This is a genomic window from Streptomyces sp. NPDC048664, assembly GCF_040650555.1.
GTDB lineage: Bacteria > Actinomycetota > Actinomycetes > Streptomycetales > Streptomycetaceae > Streptomyces.
Genome location: NZ_JBEZHK010000028.1, coordinates 93,308 through 110,826 on the forward strand (window position 1 = coordinate 93,308; position 17,519 = coordinate 110,826).

General features: G+C 68.3%; 15 protein-coding genes. 8 read left to right on the top strand and 7 right to left on the bottom strand.

Going from position 1 to position 17,519, the window contains the following annotated elements:
- Positions 1-38 precede the first annotated feature (38 nt).
- From AB0C59_RS26695 to AB0C59_RS26705, 3 genes are all read right to left on the bottom strand, one after another.
- Entirely contained in the window at positions 39-1,301 is a 1,263-nt protein-coding gene (locus AB0C59_RS26695) for an MFS transporter (protein WP_363008865.1), read from the bottom strand.
- 83 nt (positions 1,302-1,384) lie between these two features.
- Positions 1,385-2,467: an inositol-3-phosphate synthase gene (locus AB0C59_RS26700; protein WP_363008867.1), complete on the bottom strand. Its 1,083-nt coding sequence runs from the start codon at positions 2,465-2,467 to the stop codon at positions 1,385-1,387.
- 44 nt (positions 2,468-2,511) lie between these two features.
- Positions 2,512-3,192 (bottom strand): helix-turn-helix transcriptional regulator, encoded by a 681-nt coding sequence (locus AB0C59_RS26705; protein WP_363008869.1) that lies wholly within the window; start codon positions 3,190-3,192, stop codon positions 2,512-2,514.
- Between the two features lie 374 nt (positions 3,193-3,566).
- Here AB0C59_RS26705 and AB0C59_RS26710 point away from each other — a divergent pair, with 374 nt between their 5' ends.
- Entirely contained in the window at positions 3,567-6,248 is a 2,682-nt protein-coding gene (locus tag AB0C59_RS26710; protein WP_363008871.1) for a transglycosylase domain-containing protein, read from the top strand.
- Positions 6,249-6,365: 117 nt separating this feature from the next.
- Entirely contained in the window at positions 6,366-7,880 is a 1,515-nt protein-coding gene (locus tag AB0C59_RS26715) for a glycosyltransferase 87 family protein (RefSeq protein WP_363008873.1), read from the top strand.
- Positions 7,881-7,957: 77 nt separating this feature from the next.
- On the opposite strand, the gene AB0C59_RS26720 is transcribed toward AB0C59_RS26715, so the two are convergent.
- The 3 genes from AB0C59_RS26720 to AB0C59_RS26730 all read right to left on the bottom strand — a co-directional run bounded on the left by AB0C59_RS26720 (position 7,958) and on the right by AB0C59_RS26730 (position 10,678).
- Entirely contained in the window at positions 7,958-8,989 is a 1,032-nt protein-coding gene (locus AB0C59_RS26720) for an alanine racemase (protein ID WP_363008875.1), read from the bottom strand.
- Between the two features lie 94 nt (positions 8,990-9,083).
- Positions 9,084-10,202: a peptidoglycan bridge formation glycyltransferase FemX gene (femX, locus tag AB0C59_RS26725; protein ID WP_363008877.1), complete on the bottom strand. Its 1,119-nt coding sequence runs from the start codon at positions 10,200-10,202 to the stop codon at positions 9,084-9,086.
- A 158-nt stretch (positions 10,203-10,360) separates the two neighbouring features.
- A complete protein-coding gene (locus AB0C59_RS26730; protein ID WP_363008879.1) occupies positions 10,361-10,678 on the bottom strand; it encodes a hypothetical protein in 318 nt (105 codons plus the stop codon).
- A gap of 263 nt (positions 10,679-10,941) precedes the next feature.
- Between AB0C59_RS26730 and rpsF the strand changes: the two genes are divergently transcribed.
- The 4 genes from rpsF to rplI all read left to right on the top strand — a co-directional run bounded on the left by rpsF (position 10,942) and on the right by rplI (position 12,668).
- The gene (gene rpsF, locus AB0C59_RS26735) at positions 10,942-11,232 is read left to right on the top strand and encodes a 30S ribosomal protein S6 (protein ID WP_030180853.1); all 291 of its coding nucleotides are present in this window, start codon (positions 10,942-10,944) and stop codon (positions 11,230-11,232) included.
- A 71-nt stretch (positions 11,233-11,303) separates the two neighbouring features.
- Positions 11,304-11,885 (top strand): single-stranded DNA-binding protein, encoded by a 582-nt coding sequence (locus tag AB0C59_RS26740; RefSeq protein ID WP_363008881.1) that lies wholly within the window; start codon positions 11,304-11,306, stop codon positions 11,883-11,885.
- A gap of 81 nt (positions 11,886-11,966) precedes the next feature.
- On the top strand, positions 11,967-12,203 hold the full coding sequence (rpsR, locus tag AB0C59_RS26745) for a 30S ribosomal protein S18 (RefSeq protein WP_003949403.1): 237 nt from the start codon (positions 11,967-11,969) through the stop codon (positions 12,201-12,203).
- Between the two features lie 18 nt (positions 12,204-12,221).
- Positions 12,222-12,668, top strand: a complete 447-nt coding sequence (rplI, locus tag AB0C59_RS26750) for a 50S ribosomal protein L9 (RefSeq protein ID WP_363008883.1) — start codon at positions 12,222-12,224, stop codon at positions 12,666-12,668.
- A 94-nt stretch (positions 12,669-12,762) separates the two neighbouring features.
- Here rplI and AB0C59_RS26755 read toward each other — a convergent pair whose 3' ends face one another.
- On the bottom strand, positions 12,763-14,100 hold the full coding sequence (locus AB0C59_RS26755; RefSeq protein ID WP_363008885.1) for an MATE family efflux transporter: 1,338 nt from the start codon (positions 14,098-14,100) through the stop codon (positions 12,763-12,765).
- A 460-nt stretch (positions 14,101-14,560) separates the two neighbouring features.
- On the opposite strand from AB0C59_RS26755, the gene dnaB reads away from it, so the two are divergent.
- Positions 14,561-16,036, top strand: coding sequence for a replicative DNA helicase (gene dnaB, locus AB0C59_RS26760; protein ID WP_363008887.1), 1,476 nt, complete (start codon positions 14,561-14,563; stop codon positions 16,034-16,036).
- 25 nt (positions 16,037-16,061) lie between these two features.
- The gene (locus tag AB0C59_RS26765; protein WP_363008889.1) at positions 16,062-17,447 is read left to right on the top strand and encodes a serine hydrolase domain-containing protein; all 1,386 of its coding nucleotides are present in this window, start codon (positions 16,062-16,064) and stop codon (positions 17,445-17,447) included.
- Positions 17,448-17,519: the final 72 nt, after the last annotated feature.

Here is a 17,519-nt window from a genome sequence, read left to right on the forward strand (position 1 = left end):
CAGAAGCCTGGGAGGCCTCTGTAGCTTTGATGTGACACTTACCGACGTCGAAAGCGGTACATAGTGAGGGCAACCGCCGAGTAGACGCAGGCGACGGTGACCACCAGCACCACGGACCGTCCGTCAGGGGGCAGCATCAGCGCCGCGACCGCCGCGGCACCGACGAACGCGACGTTGAAGAGCACGTCGTAGACGGAGAAGACCCGCCCGCGGAAACCGTCCTCCACCGTGTTCTGGACGATCGTGTCGGTGGAGATCTTGGCGCCCTGCGTGGTGAGGCCCAGGACGAAGGCGGCGGCCAGCAGAGGAACGGTGGCGAACGGGAGGCCGAGCGCGGGTTCCAGTACCGCGGCCGACGCGGCGCACAGGGCGATCCAGCCACCGGGACCGAGCCGTCCCACCGCCCACGGGGTCAGTACGGCAGCCGCGAAGAACCCGGCTCCGGACATGCCCAACGCCAGCCCCAGCAGGGCGAGTCCCTGGTCCGAACCCGAGGACAGGGTGGAGCGGCACAGCATCAGCAGCAGCACCAGCAGAGCGCCGTAGCAGAACCGCATCAGCGTCATCGCGGCCAGTGCCCGGGCGGCCTCCCGGCGCGGTGGCGTCAGGAGATGCCGCACCCCCGCGACCATGTCCCGGAATGTGCCGGCGAGAGCCGCTCCCAGCCGGGGAGAGGCCGTCCGCCGGTCGGGGCCCAGCAGTTCGGGTGCCAGGCTCAGTGATGTCAGGGCCGCGCCGAGGTACAGAGTCGCGCCGAGCAGCGCCACCGCGGCGTCGGAGTCCGCGACCACCAGGCGGACGGCGAAGGCCAGCAGACCGCCCGCGGTGGCGGCCAGGGTGCCGGCGGTCGGGGTGAGGGAGTTGGCCATCACCAGGCGTTCGCCGTCGACCACCCGGGGCAGCGCGGCGGACAGGCCCGCGAGGACGAAGCGGTTGACGGCCGTGACACACAGCGCCGAGGCGAAGAAGAGCCGGCCGGGTGCGTGCCCCAGCATCAGAGCGGCGGTCACACAGGCCAGCAGGGCCCGCGACAGGTTTCCGTACAAGAAGACCTGGCGGCGCCTCCAGCGGTCCAGCAGGGCCCCGGCGAAGGGGCCGACCAGGGAGTACGGCAGAAGGAGCGCGGCCATCGCGGAGGCGATCGCCGCGGCCGAGGCCTGCTTCTCCGGGGAGAAGACCACGTAGGCGGCGAGCGCGACCTGATAGACGCCGTCGGCTGCCTGGGACAGCAGGCGGATGCCGAGCAGGCGTCTGAAGTTCCTGAAGCGCAGCAGGACGCTCAGGTCACGCACGACGGGCATGGGCACAGCCTCACATACATGAGTCCCCGGGCACATGGCCCGGGGACTCACGAAGGGCGGCGGGCTCGCCGCTCGGGGCGGTCCTAGCGCTCGACCTCGCCCTTGATGAACTTCTCGACGTTCTCGCGGGCCTCGTCGTCGAAGTACTGGACCGGCGGGGACTTCATGAAGTACGAGGACGCCGACAGGATGGGGCCGCCGATTCCGCGGTCCTTGGCGATCTTCGCGGCGCGGACCGCGTCGATGATGACACCCGCGGAGTTCGGGGAGTCCCAGACCTCCAGCTTGTACTCCAGGTTCAGCGGGACGTCACCGAAGGCACGGCCCTCGAGGCGGACGTACGCCCACTTGCGGTCGTCGAGCCAGGCCACGTAGTCGGACGGGCCGATGTGGACGTTCTTCTCACCGAGGTCCCGGTCGGGGATCTGGGAGGTGACGGCCTGCGTCTTGGAGATCTTCTTGGACTCCAGGCGCTCCCGCTCGAGCATGTTCTTGAAGTCCATGTTGCCGCCGACGTTCAGCTGCATGGTGCGGTCCAGGATGACGCCCCGGTCCTCGAACAGCTTCGCCATGACGCGGTGCGTGATGGTCGCGCCCACCTGCGACTTGATGTCGTCACCGACGATCGGGACGCCCGCCTCGGTGAACTTGTCGGCCCACTCCTTGGTGCCGGCGATGAAGACCGGGAGGGCGTTGACGAAGGCGACCTTGGCGTCGATGGCGCACTGGGCGTAGAACTTCGCCGCGGCCTCGGAGCCGACGGGCAGGTAGCAGACGAGGACGTCGACCTGCTTGTCCTTGAGGACCTGGACGATGTCGACCGGGGCCTCGGTGGACTCCTCGATGGTGGCTCGGTAGTACTTGCCGAGACCGTCGTGCGTGTGGCCGCGCTGGACCGTCACACCCGTGGACGGGACGTCGCAGATCTTGATGGTGTTGTTCTCCGAGGCGCCGATGGCGTCCGCCAGGTCGAGGCCGACCTTCTTGGCGTCCACGTCGAACGCGGCGACGAACTCCACGTCACGGACGTGGTAGTCGCCGAACTGGACGTGCATCAGGCCCGGGACCTTGGACGCCGGGTCGGCGTCCTTGTAGTACTCGACGCCCTGCACCAGCGATGCGGCGCAGTTGCCCACGCCGACGATGGCTACGCGAACCGAACCCATTCCGGTTGCTCCCTGTTTGTACGAGGTGAAGCCCCGACTGGACCTCACGTGGTGGTGTCGTCGGACGGATCCGGCCGGGTGCTGTCCCGGTGCCGGGGCAGGCCGCCCGTCTCTCCTGATGTGCTGTGGTGAGAGGAGCCGCCGGCGGCGGGGCCCTTGAGGTCCCGTCCTGCCCGCTCGCTCTCGATGAGCTCGTTCAGCCAGCGCACTTCGCGCTCCACGGACTCCATCCCGTGGCGCTGGAGCTCCAGGGTGTAGTCGTCGAGGCGCTCCCGGGTGCGTGCCAGTGAGGCACGCATCTTTTCCAGGCGCTCCTCCAGTCGGCTGCGGCGGCCCTCGAGGACGCGCATGCGCACGTCGCGGGACGTCTGTCCGAAGAAGGCGAAACGAGCGGCGAAGTGCTCGTCCTCGTATGCGTCGGGACCCGTCTGCGAGAGCAGTTCCTCGAAGTGCTCCTTACCTTGCGCCGTCAACCGGTAGACGATCTTGGCGCGGCGCCCCGTGAGCGGAGCGGCGAGGGCCTCCTCGGGGGTGCCACCCGACTCCTCTGTCAACCAGCCGTTGGCGACCAGCGTCTTGAGGCACGGGTAGAGCGTCCCGTAGCTGAACGCGCGGAATACACCCAGTGATGTATTGAGCCGTTTGCGCAGCTCATAGCCGTGCATCGGGGACTCGCGGAGCAGGCCGAGGACGGCGAACTCAAGGATGCCGGAACGCCGGCTCATGTGCGCCTCCTCCCTGTCGCTGTCGTGTCCGCACGGCCTTTATCTCAAGCTGATGTATCGACTCGATACATCAGAACGATAGAACGCTCCCCGGGATGCGACAAGAGGGGGCATGGTGAACGGGGTCACATCGGGGATTCCTGCGTGTCGAGTTGCACTTTTTGGGGTGAAGTTCGGTGTCAGGCAGGTTTTGGCGGTGCGTAGTCTGTGCGGCATGCACATCGCCGGGAACCGAGGGGCGCCTGGGAACGTCCTCGTCCTCGGTGCAGTACGGGTGAATGCACGAACGACCGCATCCGTACTTTGGGGGGACCGGACACCAGCCGCCGTTTCCAGGCGCGCCAGGATGCGCCTGCCCGAGGAGTAATCGTTCGATGAGCGAGCACCGTCGCAAACCGCCGCAGCCGCAGGGAGGCGGACGTGCCGCGGCCCGACGCGGTCAGTCGGAGTCTCCCGGCCGCCGTGCGGCACCGCGAGGCGCCACCGGGTCTCCTTCCGACTCCTATGGAGCGGAGGGTGAAGAACGTCCGTACGGCAGCCGCACGGAGGCACGGCGGGCGACACAGAGAAGTGGGGGCGGTCGGCGCAGAGCACCCGACGGCCCCGGACGCGGTCCCGGAGGCCCGAACGGGCCGGGGCGCGGCAGGGGGCGGACATCCACTCCCGGGAAGAAGCGTCTGATCGACTACCCGCGGGCCGGCAAGTACGGCGCCGCACGGTGGGTGCCGTCGTGGAAGCTGGTCTCCGGACTGTTCATCGGCTTCATCGGGAGTCTGGTGGCGGTCGCCGGTGTCGGCTACGCGATGGTGTCCGTCCCGGACATCGCCAAGACCGCGAAGGCGCAGAACAACGTCTACTACTGGTCCGACGGCAGCCAGATGGTCGCCACGGGCGGTGAGACGAACCGCCAGATCGTCAATCTCTCCCAGATCCCCCAGGCGATGCGCTACGCCGTGATCTCCCAGGAGAACAAGACCTTCTACACCGACAGCGGCATCGACCCCAAGGGCATCGCGCGCGCCTTCTTCAACATGGCCACGGGCGGTCAGACCCAGGGTGGCTCCACCATCACCCAGCAGTACGTGAAGAACGCGAGGCTGGACGACCAGTCGCAGACCGTCTCCCGGAAGTTCAAGGAGATCTTCATCTCCATCAAGGTGGGCGCCACGGTCAACAAGGACGAAATCCTGGCCGGCTACCTGAACTCCGCCTACTACGGGCGGAACGCCTACGGCATCGAGGCCGCCGCGCACGCCTACTTCAACAAGCCCGCCATCAAGCTGAACCCGGGTGAGTGCGCCTTTCTGGCCGCGACACTGAAGGGCGCCACGTACTACGACCCCGCGGGCGCGACCTCCATCGACCCGGCCGCCACCCCCGACGCCAACGCGCGCCGGGCCAAGCGGCAGATGCAGGACACCCTCGACAAGATGGTCCAGTACGGCCACCTCAGCGCCTCGGAGCGGGCCAAGTACACGACCCTGCCCCATGCCCAGAACCCGCGGTCGAACGCCCGGCTGGGCGGCCAGGTCGGCTACCTGGTGGACCTCGCCAACAGCTACCTGATCACCCACAGCGCTCAGACACGCATCACCCAGCAGAAGCTGCAGACGGGCGGTCTGCAGATCTACACGACCTTCGACAAGAAGAAGGTCGGTCAGCTGGAGAGCGCGGTCAAGAAGGTCCAGCAGGCCAACATCAAGCCCAAGGAGCGCCCCAGGACGGACACCCACGTCCAGTTCGGCGGCGCGTCCGTGGATCCCGGCTCGGGTGCCATCAAGGCGATCTACGGCGGTGAGGACGCGACCAAGCACTTCACCGACAACGCCGACGCGACCGGTGCGCAGGTGGGTTCGACGTTCAAGCCCCTGGTGCTGGCGGCCGCGATGAAGTGGGGCGTGCGCAATAAGAGCCTTGGACCGGAGCAGGCCCAGGACGAGCGCACCGTCGTCTCCCCGAAGAGCCTGTACAGCGGCCAGAACAAGCTGAAGATCGAGGAGTACAACAAGGTCCCCTGGAAGAACGAGAAGGGTGAGGAGTGGCTGCAGACCAACGACGGCAACGAGTCGGTCGGCAACGCTCCTGACTACAAGATCGACCTCCGCCAGGCGATGCAGTTCTCGGTCAACACCGCCTACGTCCAGCTCGGCATGGACGTCGGCCTGGACAAGGTCAAGCAGTCGGCCCTGGACGCGGGCCTCCTGAAGTCCAGCCTGGCCAGTGCCGACTATCCCTCGTTCTCCATCGGCACCTCCTCGCCGAGCGCGATCCGCATGGCCGGCGCCTACGCGACCTTCGCGGCCAGCGGCCAGCAGAACGATCCGTACTCGGTCCAGAAGGTCAGCGACCAGAACGGGACGGTCTTCCAGCACGTCAAGCAGACCAAGCAGGCCTTCACCGCGCAGGTCGCCGACAACGTGACCGATGTGCTCAAGACCGTGGTCGACGCGGGAACCGGTACCGCGGCGAAGCTGCCCGGACGCCAGGTGGCCGGCAAGACCGGTACGACGGACGGCAACAAGTCCGCGTGGTTCGTCGGGTACACCCCGCAGCTGGCGACCTCCATCGGGATGTACCGCATGGACGACAACGGGGCGAACAAGAACCGCACCTTCCTCCAGATGTACGGCACGGGCGGCCAGAAGAAGATCCACGGCGCCTCGTTCCCCGCCGAGATCTGGCACGACTACATGGCGCAGGCCCTCGCGAACGAGAGCCCGGAGCCGTTCCCGACACCTCAGCCCATCGGCGAGGTCGTCAACGACACCCCGAGCCCGACGGCGGTCCCCACGCCGTCGCAGACCGTGACGCAGAGCCCGTCGCCGACTCCCACACCCAGTCAGTCGCCCGTCTCGCCGTCGCCGACGCCGAGCGACACCTGCGGCAGGTTCGATTGGAACTGCACGGACAACGGTGGGGTCAACGGGGGCAACAACAACGGAGGCACCAACGCCGGTGACACCGGCGGAACACCGACCGGGAGCACCCCGCCCGGGGACAACGGGAACAACGGGAACGGCGGTGGCTTCATCGGCGGCCCGGGAGGTACCGGATAGCCGTCACGGAACGTGTTTCACGTGAAACGGTGAGTTTCACGTGAAACCTTGACCGGCAGGGGCCGTCACATCCTCGGATGTGACGGCCCCGACGTTTTCTCAGACGGATACGGCAGGATGAGCCCCATGCCCAGTGGAGAGACGACAGGCGCGACGGCCCTCGAGCCGGACACGGTCAGGCCGACCAGGGAGGACGAGGTCGCCGCCGCCGGTAGCGAGCTGATCGGCGGCCCCATCGGACGGCATGCGCTGCTCGGGACGTCCTGGTGGACTCCCGTGCGTGTGGTGGCGCTCGTCGCGATCGGCATGTTCGCCCTCGGCATGGTGCAGAAGGTGCCCTGCTACGACAGCGGCTGGTTCTTCGGCGCGAGTTCGCAGTACACCCACGCGTGCTACTCGGACATCCCGCACCTCTACCAGGCCCGTGGGTTCGCCGACGGGCGCGTGCCCTACTTCGACAAGCTCCCCGGCGACATGAGCTACCTCGAATACCCGGTGCTCACCGGTGTGTTCATGCAGCTCGCCTCGTGGCCGACGCAGGGCGCCTCCCTCCAGGCCCAGGAGCAGATGTACTGGATGGTCAACGCCGCGATGCTGATGGTGTGCGCCGTCGTCATCGCCGTGTGCACCGCGCGGACGCACCGCCGGCGCCCCTGGGACGGTCTGCTGGTGGCCCTCGCACCCGCCTTCGCCCTGACCGCCACCATCAACTGGGACCTGCTCGCCGTGGCTCTGCTGGCCGGCGCGATGCTGATGTGGTCGCGCAGCCGCCCGCTGGCCTTCGGCCTGCTGGTCGGTCTCGCCACGGCCGCCAAGTTCTACCCGTTCCTCGTGCTCGGACCGCTCTTCGTGCTGTGCTGGCGGGCGGGCAGGTGGCGTGAGTACGGGACCGCGCTGCTCGGTGCCGTGGGCGCCTGGCTCGTCGTCAATCTGCCGGTGATGCTCCTCGCCCCCGAGGGTTGGTCGAAGTTCTACAGCTTCAGCCAGCAGCGCGCCATCGACTTCGGCTCCGTCTTCCTGTTCATCTCGCGGTGGCAGAACATCGAGATCAGCACGGACACCGCCAACGCCAGCGCGCTGGTGCTGATGCTGGTCGTCTGCGCGGGTGTCGCCGCGATGACACTCACGGCCCCGCGCCGCCCGCGTTTCGCCCAACTCGCCTTCCTGATCGTCGCGGCGTTCATCCTCACCAACAAGGTCTACTCGCCGCAGTACGTGCTGTGGCTGATCCCGCTCGCCGCGCTGGCCCGCCCCCGCTGGCGCGACTTCCTGATCTGGCAGGCCTGCGAGGTGGGTTACTTCCTCGGGATCTGGATGTACCTCGCGTACACGACCAGCGGTGACGCCCACAAGGGGCTGCCGACGGACGGGTACCAGGTCGCCATCGCGGTCCACCTGCTGGGAACGCTCTACCTGTGCGCCGTCGTCGTACGCGACATCTTCATGCCTGACCGGGATCCGGTGCGCCGGGCCGGTGACGACGATCCGTCGGGCGGCGTGCTGGACGGCGCACCCGATGCCTTCGTGCTCGGCGAGGCCGCCCGTCCACGGCGGCACGCGGTGCACTCCGGCGGCCCGTTCGTGGAGTGGGGCAGCCAGGGCGCGCAGCCCACACGTGATGGCGCGCCCTGAGAGGCCGTGTGCCGGGAGTTCACGACAAAGGCCGTACACGGAGCCCGTGTACGGCCTTTGGGCGCTGAGCGCCCCGCTCAGCGGTCCAGGATCCGGTCGAACTGGGTGGTGGTGTGCCGAAGATGAGCCACCAGTTCGTCGCCGACCTTGGGCTCCGTGGAGTCCGCCGGGACGAACAGGATCGAGACCTGCATGTGCGGGGGCTCGGCGAACCAGCGCTGCTTGCCCTCCCAGACGAAGGGCGAGAGATTCCGGTTCACCGTGGCGAGGCCGGCCCGGGCGACGCCCTTGGCACGAGGCATGACGCCGTGCAGGGCCTTGGGGGCCTCCAGACCCACGCCATGGGACGTTCCGCCCGCCACGACGACCAGGAAGCCGTCGGAGGCCGCCTTCTGCTGCCGGTAGCCGAAGCGCTCGCCCTTGGCGACGCGGGTGACGTCCAGGACCGCCCCGCGGTACTCGGTCGCCTCGTGGTCGCCCAGCCACAGCCGGGTGCCGATACGGGCGCGGAAGCGTGTCTGTGGGAACTGCTGCTGCAGTCGGACCAGTTCCTCGGCCTTGAGGTGGCTGACGAACATGGTGTGCAGCGGCAGCCGGGCGGCGCGCAGCCGGTCCATCCAGCCGATGACCTCCTCGACGGCGTCGGAGCCGTCGGTGCGGTCGAGCGGCAGATGAAGGGCGAAGCCCTCGAGCCGGACGTTCTCGATGGCCGCGTGCAGATGCGGCAGATCCTGCTCGCTGACACCGTGCCGCTTCATCGAGGACATCACCTCGACGACCACCCGCGCGCCCACGAGCCCGTACACGCCGTCCACCGACGACACCGAGCGGATGACGCGGTCGGGCAGCGGCACGGGCTCCTCGCCGCGCCGGAAGGGTGTCAGCACCAGCAGGTCGCCGCCGAACCAGTCCTTGATCCGCGCCGCTTCGTACGTCGTGCCGACGGCCAGCACATCCGAGCCCAGCCGTGTCGCCTCCTCCGCGAGGCGTTCATGGCCGAAGCCGTAGCCGTTGCCCTTGCAGACGGGGACGAGCCCCGGGAACTGCTCCTGCACGTGCTTGTGGTGTGCCCGCCAGCGCACGGTGTCGACGTAGAGCGTGAGCGCCATGGCCGGTCCCGGAACCTTTCTCGTTGCTGCCGTGTGTCAAAGGCCTGAGAGATGGCTCAGAGGCCCGTGAGGGAATGGTGTCGCGGCGCCTGTGTCAGCGACGCGACATGTAGATGTCGAGGGCCTTGTGGAGCAGCTTGTTGAGCGGGAAGTCCCACTCGCCGAGGTACTCGGCGGCCTGGCCGCCCGTGCCCACCTTGAACTGGATCAGTCCGAAGAGGTGGTCGGTCTCGTCCAGCGAGTCGGAGATGCCGCGCAGGTCGTAGACGGTGGCTCCGAGGGCGTAGGCGTCGCGCAGCATCCGCCACTGCATGGCGTTCGAGGGCCGCACCTCCCGCCCGATGTTGTCCGAGGCGCCGTAGGAGTACCAGACATGGCCGCCGACGACCAGCATCGTCGCCGCCGACAGGTTCACCCCGTTGTGCCGGGCGAAGTAGAGCCGCATGCGGTTGGGGTCCTCGGTGTTGAGGGCCGTCCACATGCGCTGGAAGTACGACAGCGGGCGGGGCCGGAAGTGGTCGCGCACCGCCGTGATCTCGTACAGCCGCTGCCATTCCTCGAGGTCGTGGTAGCCGCCCTGGACCACCTCGACGCCGGCTTTCTCGGCCTTCTTGATGTTGCGGCGCCACAGCTGGTTGAGGTTCTTGTGGACCTCTTCCAGGGAGCGGCCCGCCAGCGGCACCTGGAAGACGTAGCGGGGCTGCACGTCACCGAATCCGGCGCCGCCGTCCTCCCCCTGCTGCCAGCCCATGCGGCGGAGCTTGTCGGCCACCTCGAAGGCGCGCGGCTCGATGAAGTCGGCCTCGATGTCGCGCAGGCGCTTCACATCCGGGTTCTGGATGCCCTGCTTGATGGAGCCCGCCTCCCAGCGCCGGATGATGACCGGCGGGCCCATCTTCACGGAGAAGGCGCCCTGCTGCTTGAGGTGGGCCAGCATCGGCTTGATCCAGTCCTCCAGGTTCGGCGCGAACCAGTTGATGACCGGACCTTCGGGCAGGTAGGCGAGGTAGCGCTTGACCTTGGGCAGCTGGCGGTAGAGCACCAGTCCCACGCCCACCAGCTCGCCCGTCCTGTCGAACCAGCCGAGGCTCTCCGAACGCCACTCGGCCTTGACGTCGGCCCAGGCCGGAACCTGCATGTGGCTCGCCACCGGCAGGCTCTGGATGTACGCCAGATGCTGCTCGCGGCTGATCGTCCTCAGGGTCAGGCTCATTCGGGGCGCTCCTCGGGCTGGGGTGTCCCCATGGGTTCAGGGGCTCCGGCTCTCGCGCGAAGCCTACTGCGCCCTGTGAGCGCCTCGAATGGCCGTATGGACCCCGCGGGCCCCTCGGGTCGCCCGACGGCCCCGCGGGCCGACCGGCGCCCGGCGGGTCAGGAACCGATGAGCCCGCCGAACAGACCGCCGTGGGCCATGCCGAGGAAGAAGCCGACGGCCGAGGCACCGAGGCCCAGGATCAGACCGAAGCGCTCACGGGTGGTGATGGAGATGAACTGCCCGTATGCGCCGGTGAAGATCCCCACCAGGCCGGTCCAGGAGCTGAGCAGATGCAGGCTGTCGAAGAAGCCCGTGATGAAGGCCGTGATCCCGAGGACCAGGGTCACCACGAGAAGTGTGTCCTGGAGGGGATGGGCCTTGCCGTCCGTGGCGAACAAGGAACCGGTGGTGTTGGGTCGCAATACCTGTGCCATAGGGCACCTCCTGCGGAAGGCGGCGCATCGTAGCGCCATACACACCCGATGTGTACAGATTGTGGGGCTCCGCGGCCGGATTTCAACCGGAAGCACCTGTGCGGGTACTCTGTACCGTCTGCACCGGTGTCTGCCCAGGCTGAGCCGGGTCAACCGCCGACCGGCTCCGATTGTCGGTGGCGGCCGATACCGTTGCGTACGCATCACAACCCTCCTGCCACGGAACGACCGTGGCCGCTGAGTCCAGAGGAGGTGGGTTCCACATGCGTCACTACGAGGTGATGGTCATCCTCGACCCCGATCTCGAGGAGCGTGCTGTCTCCCCGCTGATCGAGAACTTCCTTTCTGTCGTCCGTGATGGCGGCGGAAAGGTCGAGAAGGTCGACACCTGGGGCCGTCGTCGTCTCTCGTACGAGATCAAGAAGAAGCCCGAGGGCGTCTACTCGGTCATCGACCTGCAGGCCGAGCCTGCGGTCGTCAAGGAGCTCGACCGCCAGATGAACCTGAACGAGTCGGTCCTCCGGACCAAGGTCCTCCGTCCCGAGACCCACTGAGCTCCGCTCAGCTGATCCCGGGATCCGAGTAGCAGCAAGCAGCCAGCAGCAAACCCGCCGAGAGGTTCCCCATGGCAGGCGAGACCGTCATCACGGTCGTCGGCAATCTTGTCGACGACCCCGAGCTGCGCTTCACCCCGTCCGGTGCGGCGGTCGCGAAGTTCCGCGTCGCGTCCACTCCCCGCACCTTCGACCGTCAGACGAACGAGTGGAAGGACGGCGAGAGCCTGTTCCTGACCTGCTCGGTCTGGCGCCAGGCGGCGGAGAACGTCGCCGAGTCGCTTCAGCGAGGCATGCGCGTCATCGTGCAGGGCCGGCTGAAGCAGCGGTCCTATGAGGACCGTGAGGGCGTCAAGCGCACGGTCTACGAGCTCGATGTCGACGAGGTCGGCGCGAGCCTGCGCAGTGCCACGGCCAAGGTCACCAAGGCGGCCGCAGGTCGCGGTGGCCAGGGTGGCTACGGCGGCGGTGGCGGCCAGGGTGGCGGCGGCTGGGGCGGTGGCTCCGGTGGCGGCCAGCAGGGCGGCGGCGCTCCCGCCGACGACCCGTGGGCGTCCGGCTCTCCCGCCGGCGGCCAGCAGGGCGGCGGCGGTGGCGGCTGGGGCGGTGGCTCCGGCGGTGGCGGCGGCTACTCGGACGAGCCCCCCTTCTAGGCCTTCGGCCAGGTCCTCGGACCTGGCCGGGTCAAGGGCGGGGCCGTACCCCAAACTTCTTGATCACACAGGAGATACACCATGGCGAAGCCGCCTGTGCGCAAGCCGAAGAAGAAGGTCTGCGCATTCTGCAAGGACAAGGTCACGTACGTGGACTACAAGGACACGAACATGCTGCGGAAGTTCATTTCCGACCGCGGCAAGATCCGTGCCCGCCGCGTGACCGGCAACTGCACGCAGCACCAGCGTGACGTCGCCACGGCCGTCAAGAACAGCCGTGAGATGGCGCTGCTGCCCTACACGTCCACCGCGCGATAAGGGAAGGGTGACCGACAAATGAAGATCATCCTCACCCACGAGGTCTCTGGCCTCGGTGCCGCCGGCGAGGTCGTCGACGTCAAGGACGGTTACGCTCGCAACTACCTGATCCCGCGGAAGTTCGCTATCCGCTGGACCAAGGGTGGCGCGAAGGACGTCGAGCAGATCCGTCGTGCTCGCAAGATCCACGAGATCCAGACCATCGAGCAGGCCAACCAGGTCAAGGCTCAGCTCGAGGGCGTCAAGGTCCGCCTCGTGGTCCGTTCCGGCGACGCCGGCCGTCTCTTCGGCTCCGTCACCCCGGCCGACGTCGCTTCGGCGATCAAGGCTTCCGGTGGCCCCGAGGTCGACAAGCGCCGTATCGAGCTGGGCGCGCCGATCAAGACCCTGGGCGCTCACGAGACGTCCGTGCGTCTGCACCCCGAGGTGGCCGCCAAGGTCAGCGTCGAGGTTGTCGCCGGCTGAGAGCGTGCTCTCTGAAGCGATAGGTGGGGCCGCATCCTCCGGGGTGCGGCCCCATTCGCGTTTCACGTGAAACGTGGCCGTCCCGGGGCGCTGCTCAGCGCGTCGCTCCCGTCACGAGCCATCGTCCCGAACGGGCCCGCAGCCACAGGGTGAGCAGCCGCACGGCCATCATCAGCGTCATCGCCGCCCACACGGCGGTGAGCCCGCCACCCGTCGTGGGGATGAGCAGGGCCACCGGTGCGTAGATCGCCAGGGTCAGCAGCATCGCCCGGGCGAGATAGGCGCCGTCTCCGGCACCCATCAGTACACCGTCCAGCACGAAGACCGCCCCGCAGACGGGCTGCGCGACGGCGACGAGCACCAAGGCCGGCAGCGCCGCATGGTGGACGGCGGTATCACTGCTGAACAGGGGGAGGAACAGGGGACGGCTCGCCCAGACCAGAAGGCCGAGGGCCACCCCGACGACGCCGCCCCACCACAGCATCCGACGGCATGCGTCCCGGGCGCCCTGCGGGTCGTCCGCACCCAGACAACGTCCGATGATGGCCTGCCCCGCGATGGCGATGGCATCAAGCGCGAACGAGAGCAGACTCCACAGCGAGAGGACGATCTGGTGGGCGGCGATCTCCGCGTCGCCGAGCCGTGCGGCCACGGCGGTGGCGATCATCAGCATCGCTCTCAGGGACAACGTGCGGACCAGCAGAGGAACACCTGCTCGCGCGCAGGCACGGATGCCCGCGAGGTCGGGTCGCAGAGAGGCGTCGTGGCGGCGGGCTCCCCGGACGACCACGTACAGATAGACGGCGGCCATGCCGCACTGGGCGATGACGGTGCCCCAGGCGGATCCGGCGATCCCGAGGCCGGCGCCGTAGACCAGGCCCGCGTTGAGGGCGGCGTTCGCGATGAAACCGGAGACGGCCACGTACAGAGGAGTTCTCGTGTCCTGCAGCCCGCGCAGCACACCGGTGGAGGCGAGCACGACCAGCATGGCGGGTATGCCCAGCACCGAGATTCGCAGATATGTCGTCGCATACGGGGCGGCGGTCTCCGAGACGCCGAAGAGATGGACGATGCCGGGGGCCGTGGGCAGGGCCACGGCGATCACGGCCGCCCCGAGGATCAGGGCCAGCCAGATGCCGTCCATGCCCTGGCGGAGGGCTGCTCGGAGATCGCCCGCTCCGACCCGTCGGGCGACCGCGGCCGTGGTGGCGTAGGCGAGGAAGACGAAGACGCTCACGGCGGTGGTGAGCAACGCCGAGGAGACGCCGAGGCCTGCCAACTGCGAGGTGCCGAGATGGCCGACGATGGCGCTGTCGGCCATCACGAACAGCGGCTCCGCGACGAGTGCGGCGAAGGCGGGCACGGCGAGTGCCACGATCTCCCGGTCGTACCGGCGGCGGGGGGCGAGGGGCCTCGCGGGAGCCTGTGTCATGGCCAACAATGTAACCGTCCACAGGTAAGAGATGCAAAGCCTCTACGACCCTTACTTTCGTCGGGTTCCGGTGTGGGGCTGTGCACCCTTCGAGGGGATCTTGACCCGAGGGGAAAAGTTTTTCTTCTGCACAGCCAGTGGATGGTAAAGGTGCTGGTCAGGAGCGTTTCCCCGGAGAGGCTGAGGGCTTGTTCACAGGGCTGTCCACCGTGTCGTGCACAGGTTTCGGGGAGTTGTCCACAGCATAGGGGTGCTCGTCCACATGGCCTGTGGATAACCAGATTGGCTGACGCCCCTGAGGGGCCTACCGTGGTCCGGCGCCCGCTCTGCCCTCCGCCCCTGGAAAACGCGCGAAACCGACGGGTCCGAACCGGAGCCGGGCCGCATGAGTTGTCAGTGCCGTGCCCTAGAAATGAGGGGGCGGCGAGGTCCGCGCGGGCGGACGGGAGGAGGCGGCCCGGTGAGCATTTCCGAGCCCTTGGACGATCCGTGGGCCGACAGCGGTCCCGGCGATCGTGTGCCCGCTTCCCGCCAGGGCCGCGAGGGCGGTCGAGGCCGTGACGAGCAGCACGACCGGGGCCAGGACGGTGGCGGCTGGGACGGCGGGGGAGCCGCCTTCGAGCGTGTCCCTCCCCAGGATCTGGACGCCGAGCAGTCCGTTCTCGGCGGCATGCTCCTGTCCAAGGACGCGATCGCCGATGTCGTCGAGGTGCTCAAGGGCCACGACTTCTATCGGCCCGCACACGAGACGATCTACCAGGCGATCCTCGACCTCTATGCGAAGGGCGAGCCGGCCGACCCCATCACCGTCGGCGCCGAGCTGACCAAGCGCGGTGAGATCACCAAGGTCGGCGGCGCCTCCTACCTGCACACTCTGGTGCAGACGGTCCCGACCGCGGCGAACGCCGAGTACTACGCCCAGATCGTGCACGAGCGCGCGGTCCTGCGCCGTCTGGTCGAGGCCGGGACGCGCATCACGCAGATGGGGTACGCGGCCGACGGCGACATCGACGAGATCGTCAACACCGCCCAGGCGGAGATCTTCGCGGTCACCGAACAGCGCACGGCGGAGGACTATCTGCCCCTCAGCGAGATCATGGAGGGTGCTCTCGACGAGATCGAGGCGATCGGTTCGCGGTCGGGCGAGATGACGGGAGTGCCGACCGGCTTCACCGATCTCGACCAGCTCACCAACGGCCTGCACCCCGGCCAGATGATCATCATCGCGGCTCGACCCGCCATGGGTAAGTCGACGCTCGCCCTGGACTTCGCCCGGGCGGCGTCCATCAAGAACAACCTGCCGAGCGTCATCTTCTCCCTGGAAATGGGCCGCAACGAGATCGCCATGCGTCTGCTGTCCGCCGAGGCCCGCGTGGCCCTGCACCACATGCGGTCCGGCACGATGACGGACGAGGACTGGACCCGGCTCGCGCGCCGGATGCCGGATGTGTCCGCTGCCCCTCTCTACATCGACGACTCGCCGAACCTGTCGATGATGGAGATCCGCGCCAAGTGCCGGCGCCTGAAGCAGCGCAATGATCTGAAGCTGGTCATCATCGACTATCTGCAGCTCATGCAGTCCGGCTCGAAGCGTTCCGAGAGCCGGCAGCAGGAGGTCTCGGACATGTCGCGAAACCTGAAGCTGCTGGCCAAGGAGCTGGAGCTGCCGGTGATCGCCCTCTCGCAGCTCAACCGAGGCCCCGAGCAGCGCACCGACAAGAAGCCCATGGTCTCCGACCTGCGTGAGTCCGGCTCGATCGAGCAGGACGCCGACATGGTGATCCTGCTGCATCGCGAGGACGCGTACGAGAAGGAGTCGCCGCGCGCGGGCGAGGCGGACATCATCGTCGGCAAGCACCGTAACGGCCCCACGGCCACCATCACGGTCGCCTTCCAGGGCCACTACTCCCGCTTCGTGGACATGGCCCAGACCTGAGACTCCCGGGGCCCACACTGTCGGCATGACGACATCGCGAGAAGAACTGCTCCCCGCAACGCGCCGGGCCCTGCTGCACCGCATCGCCGTCGCGCAGTCCCACGGGCGGGCGCCGTCGGTGGCGGCGGTGGTCGTCCGCGGTGGACAAGCGGTGTGGCACGGCTCGCGCGGTGGCGGGGAGGGCGTCGCTCCGGACCAGGACGTGCAGTACCGGATCGGCTCGATCACCAAGACCTTCACCGCGGTCCTCGTGCTGCGGTTGCGTGACGAGGGGCTGGTGGATCTCGGGGACCGGTTGGAGCAGCACCTTCCCGGCACCGGGGCCGGGGAGGCGACCATCGCCGAACTGCTCTCCCACACGGGAGGGTTGGCTGCCGAGTCCCCCGGGCCCTGGTGGGAGCGGACGCCGGGTTCGCTGCGTCCTCGGCTCCAGGACGTGCTGGGCGAGCAGCCGCTGGTGCATCCGGTCGGCCGGCGGTTCCACTACTCCAATCCCGGATACAGCCTGTTGGGCGCGCTCGTGGAGGAGAAGCGCGGAGCCTCGTGGGAGGAGGTCCTGCACCGGGAGGTGCTCGAACCTCTGGGGCTGGGGCGCACGGGTGTGCATCCGCAGGCGCCGTACGCGCAGGGCTGGGCGGTCCACCCCTGGGCCGATGTCCTGCTGTCCGAACCGGCGGAGGACCTCGGCCGGATGGCTTCGGCGGGTCAGCTCTGGTCCACCACAGGGGATCTGGCGCGGTTCGCGGCCTTCCTGGTCCGGGGCGACGACCGTGTGCTGAGCGCTGCGTCCCTGCGGGAGATGCGAACTCCGGCGGCTCCTCCCGAACCCGCCGATGTGGCGACGGGATACGCGTACGGCCTGGGGTTGGAGACACGGCGCTCGCACGGACGGCTCCTGGTGGGGCACACAGGATCGCTGCCGGGCTTTCTCGCCTGCCTCACCTTCAGCGTCGAGGACGATGCGGCGGCCGTCGTCCTGGCCAACTGCACCTCCGGCCCGTTGCCGTTCACGGTGGCCGCCGATCTCGTCCGGATCGTCGCCGAGGCCGAGCCGCGGATCCCCGAGCCCTGGCGTCCCGTGCGTGAAGTCGAGCCGTCGGTGATGGAGTTGGTGGGGCAGTGGTTCTGGGGGACCAGCGGCTTCGCCCTGCGCCTCACGGCGGACGGCCTGGTCTCACTGGAGCCCTTGTCGGGCAACGGGCGGCGCTCCCGGTTCAGGACGAACGGTGACGGGACATGGACAGGCCTTGAGGGCTACTACGCGGGAGAGTCTCTACGGGCCGTACGACGCCTCGACGGATCCGTGAGCCATCTGGACCTGGGGTCCTTCGTCTTCACTCGTCAGCCGTACGACGAGGGCTCCGTAGTGCCCGGCGGCGTGGACCCCGAGGGATGGCGAGGCATCGGCTGACGGCATGAGTCGGGGGGGGGGGGGGGGGGGGGGGGGGGGCCCCCGCCCAGCGCGGGGGAGGCGGAGGGAGCG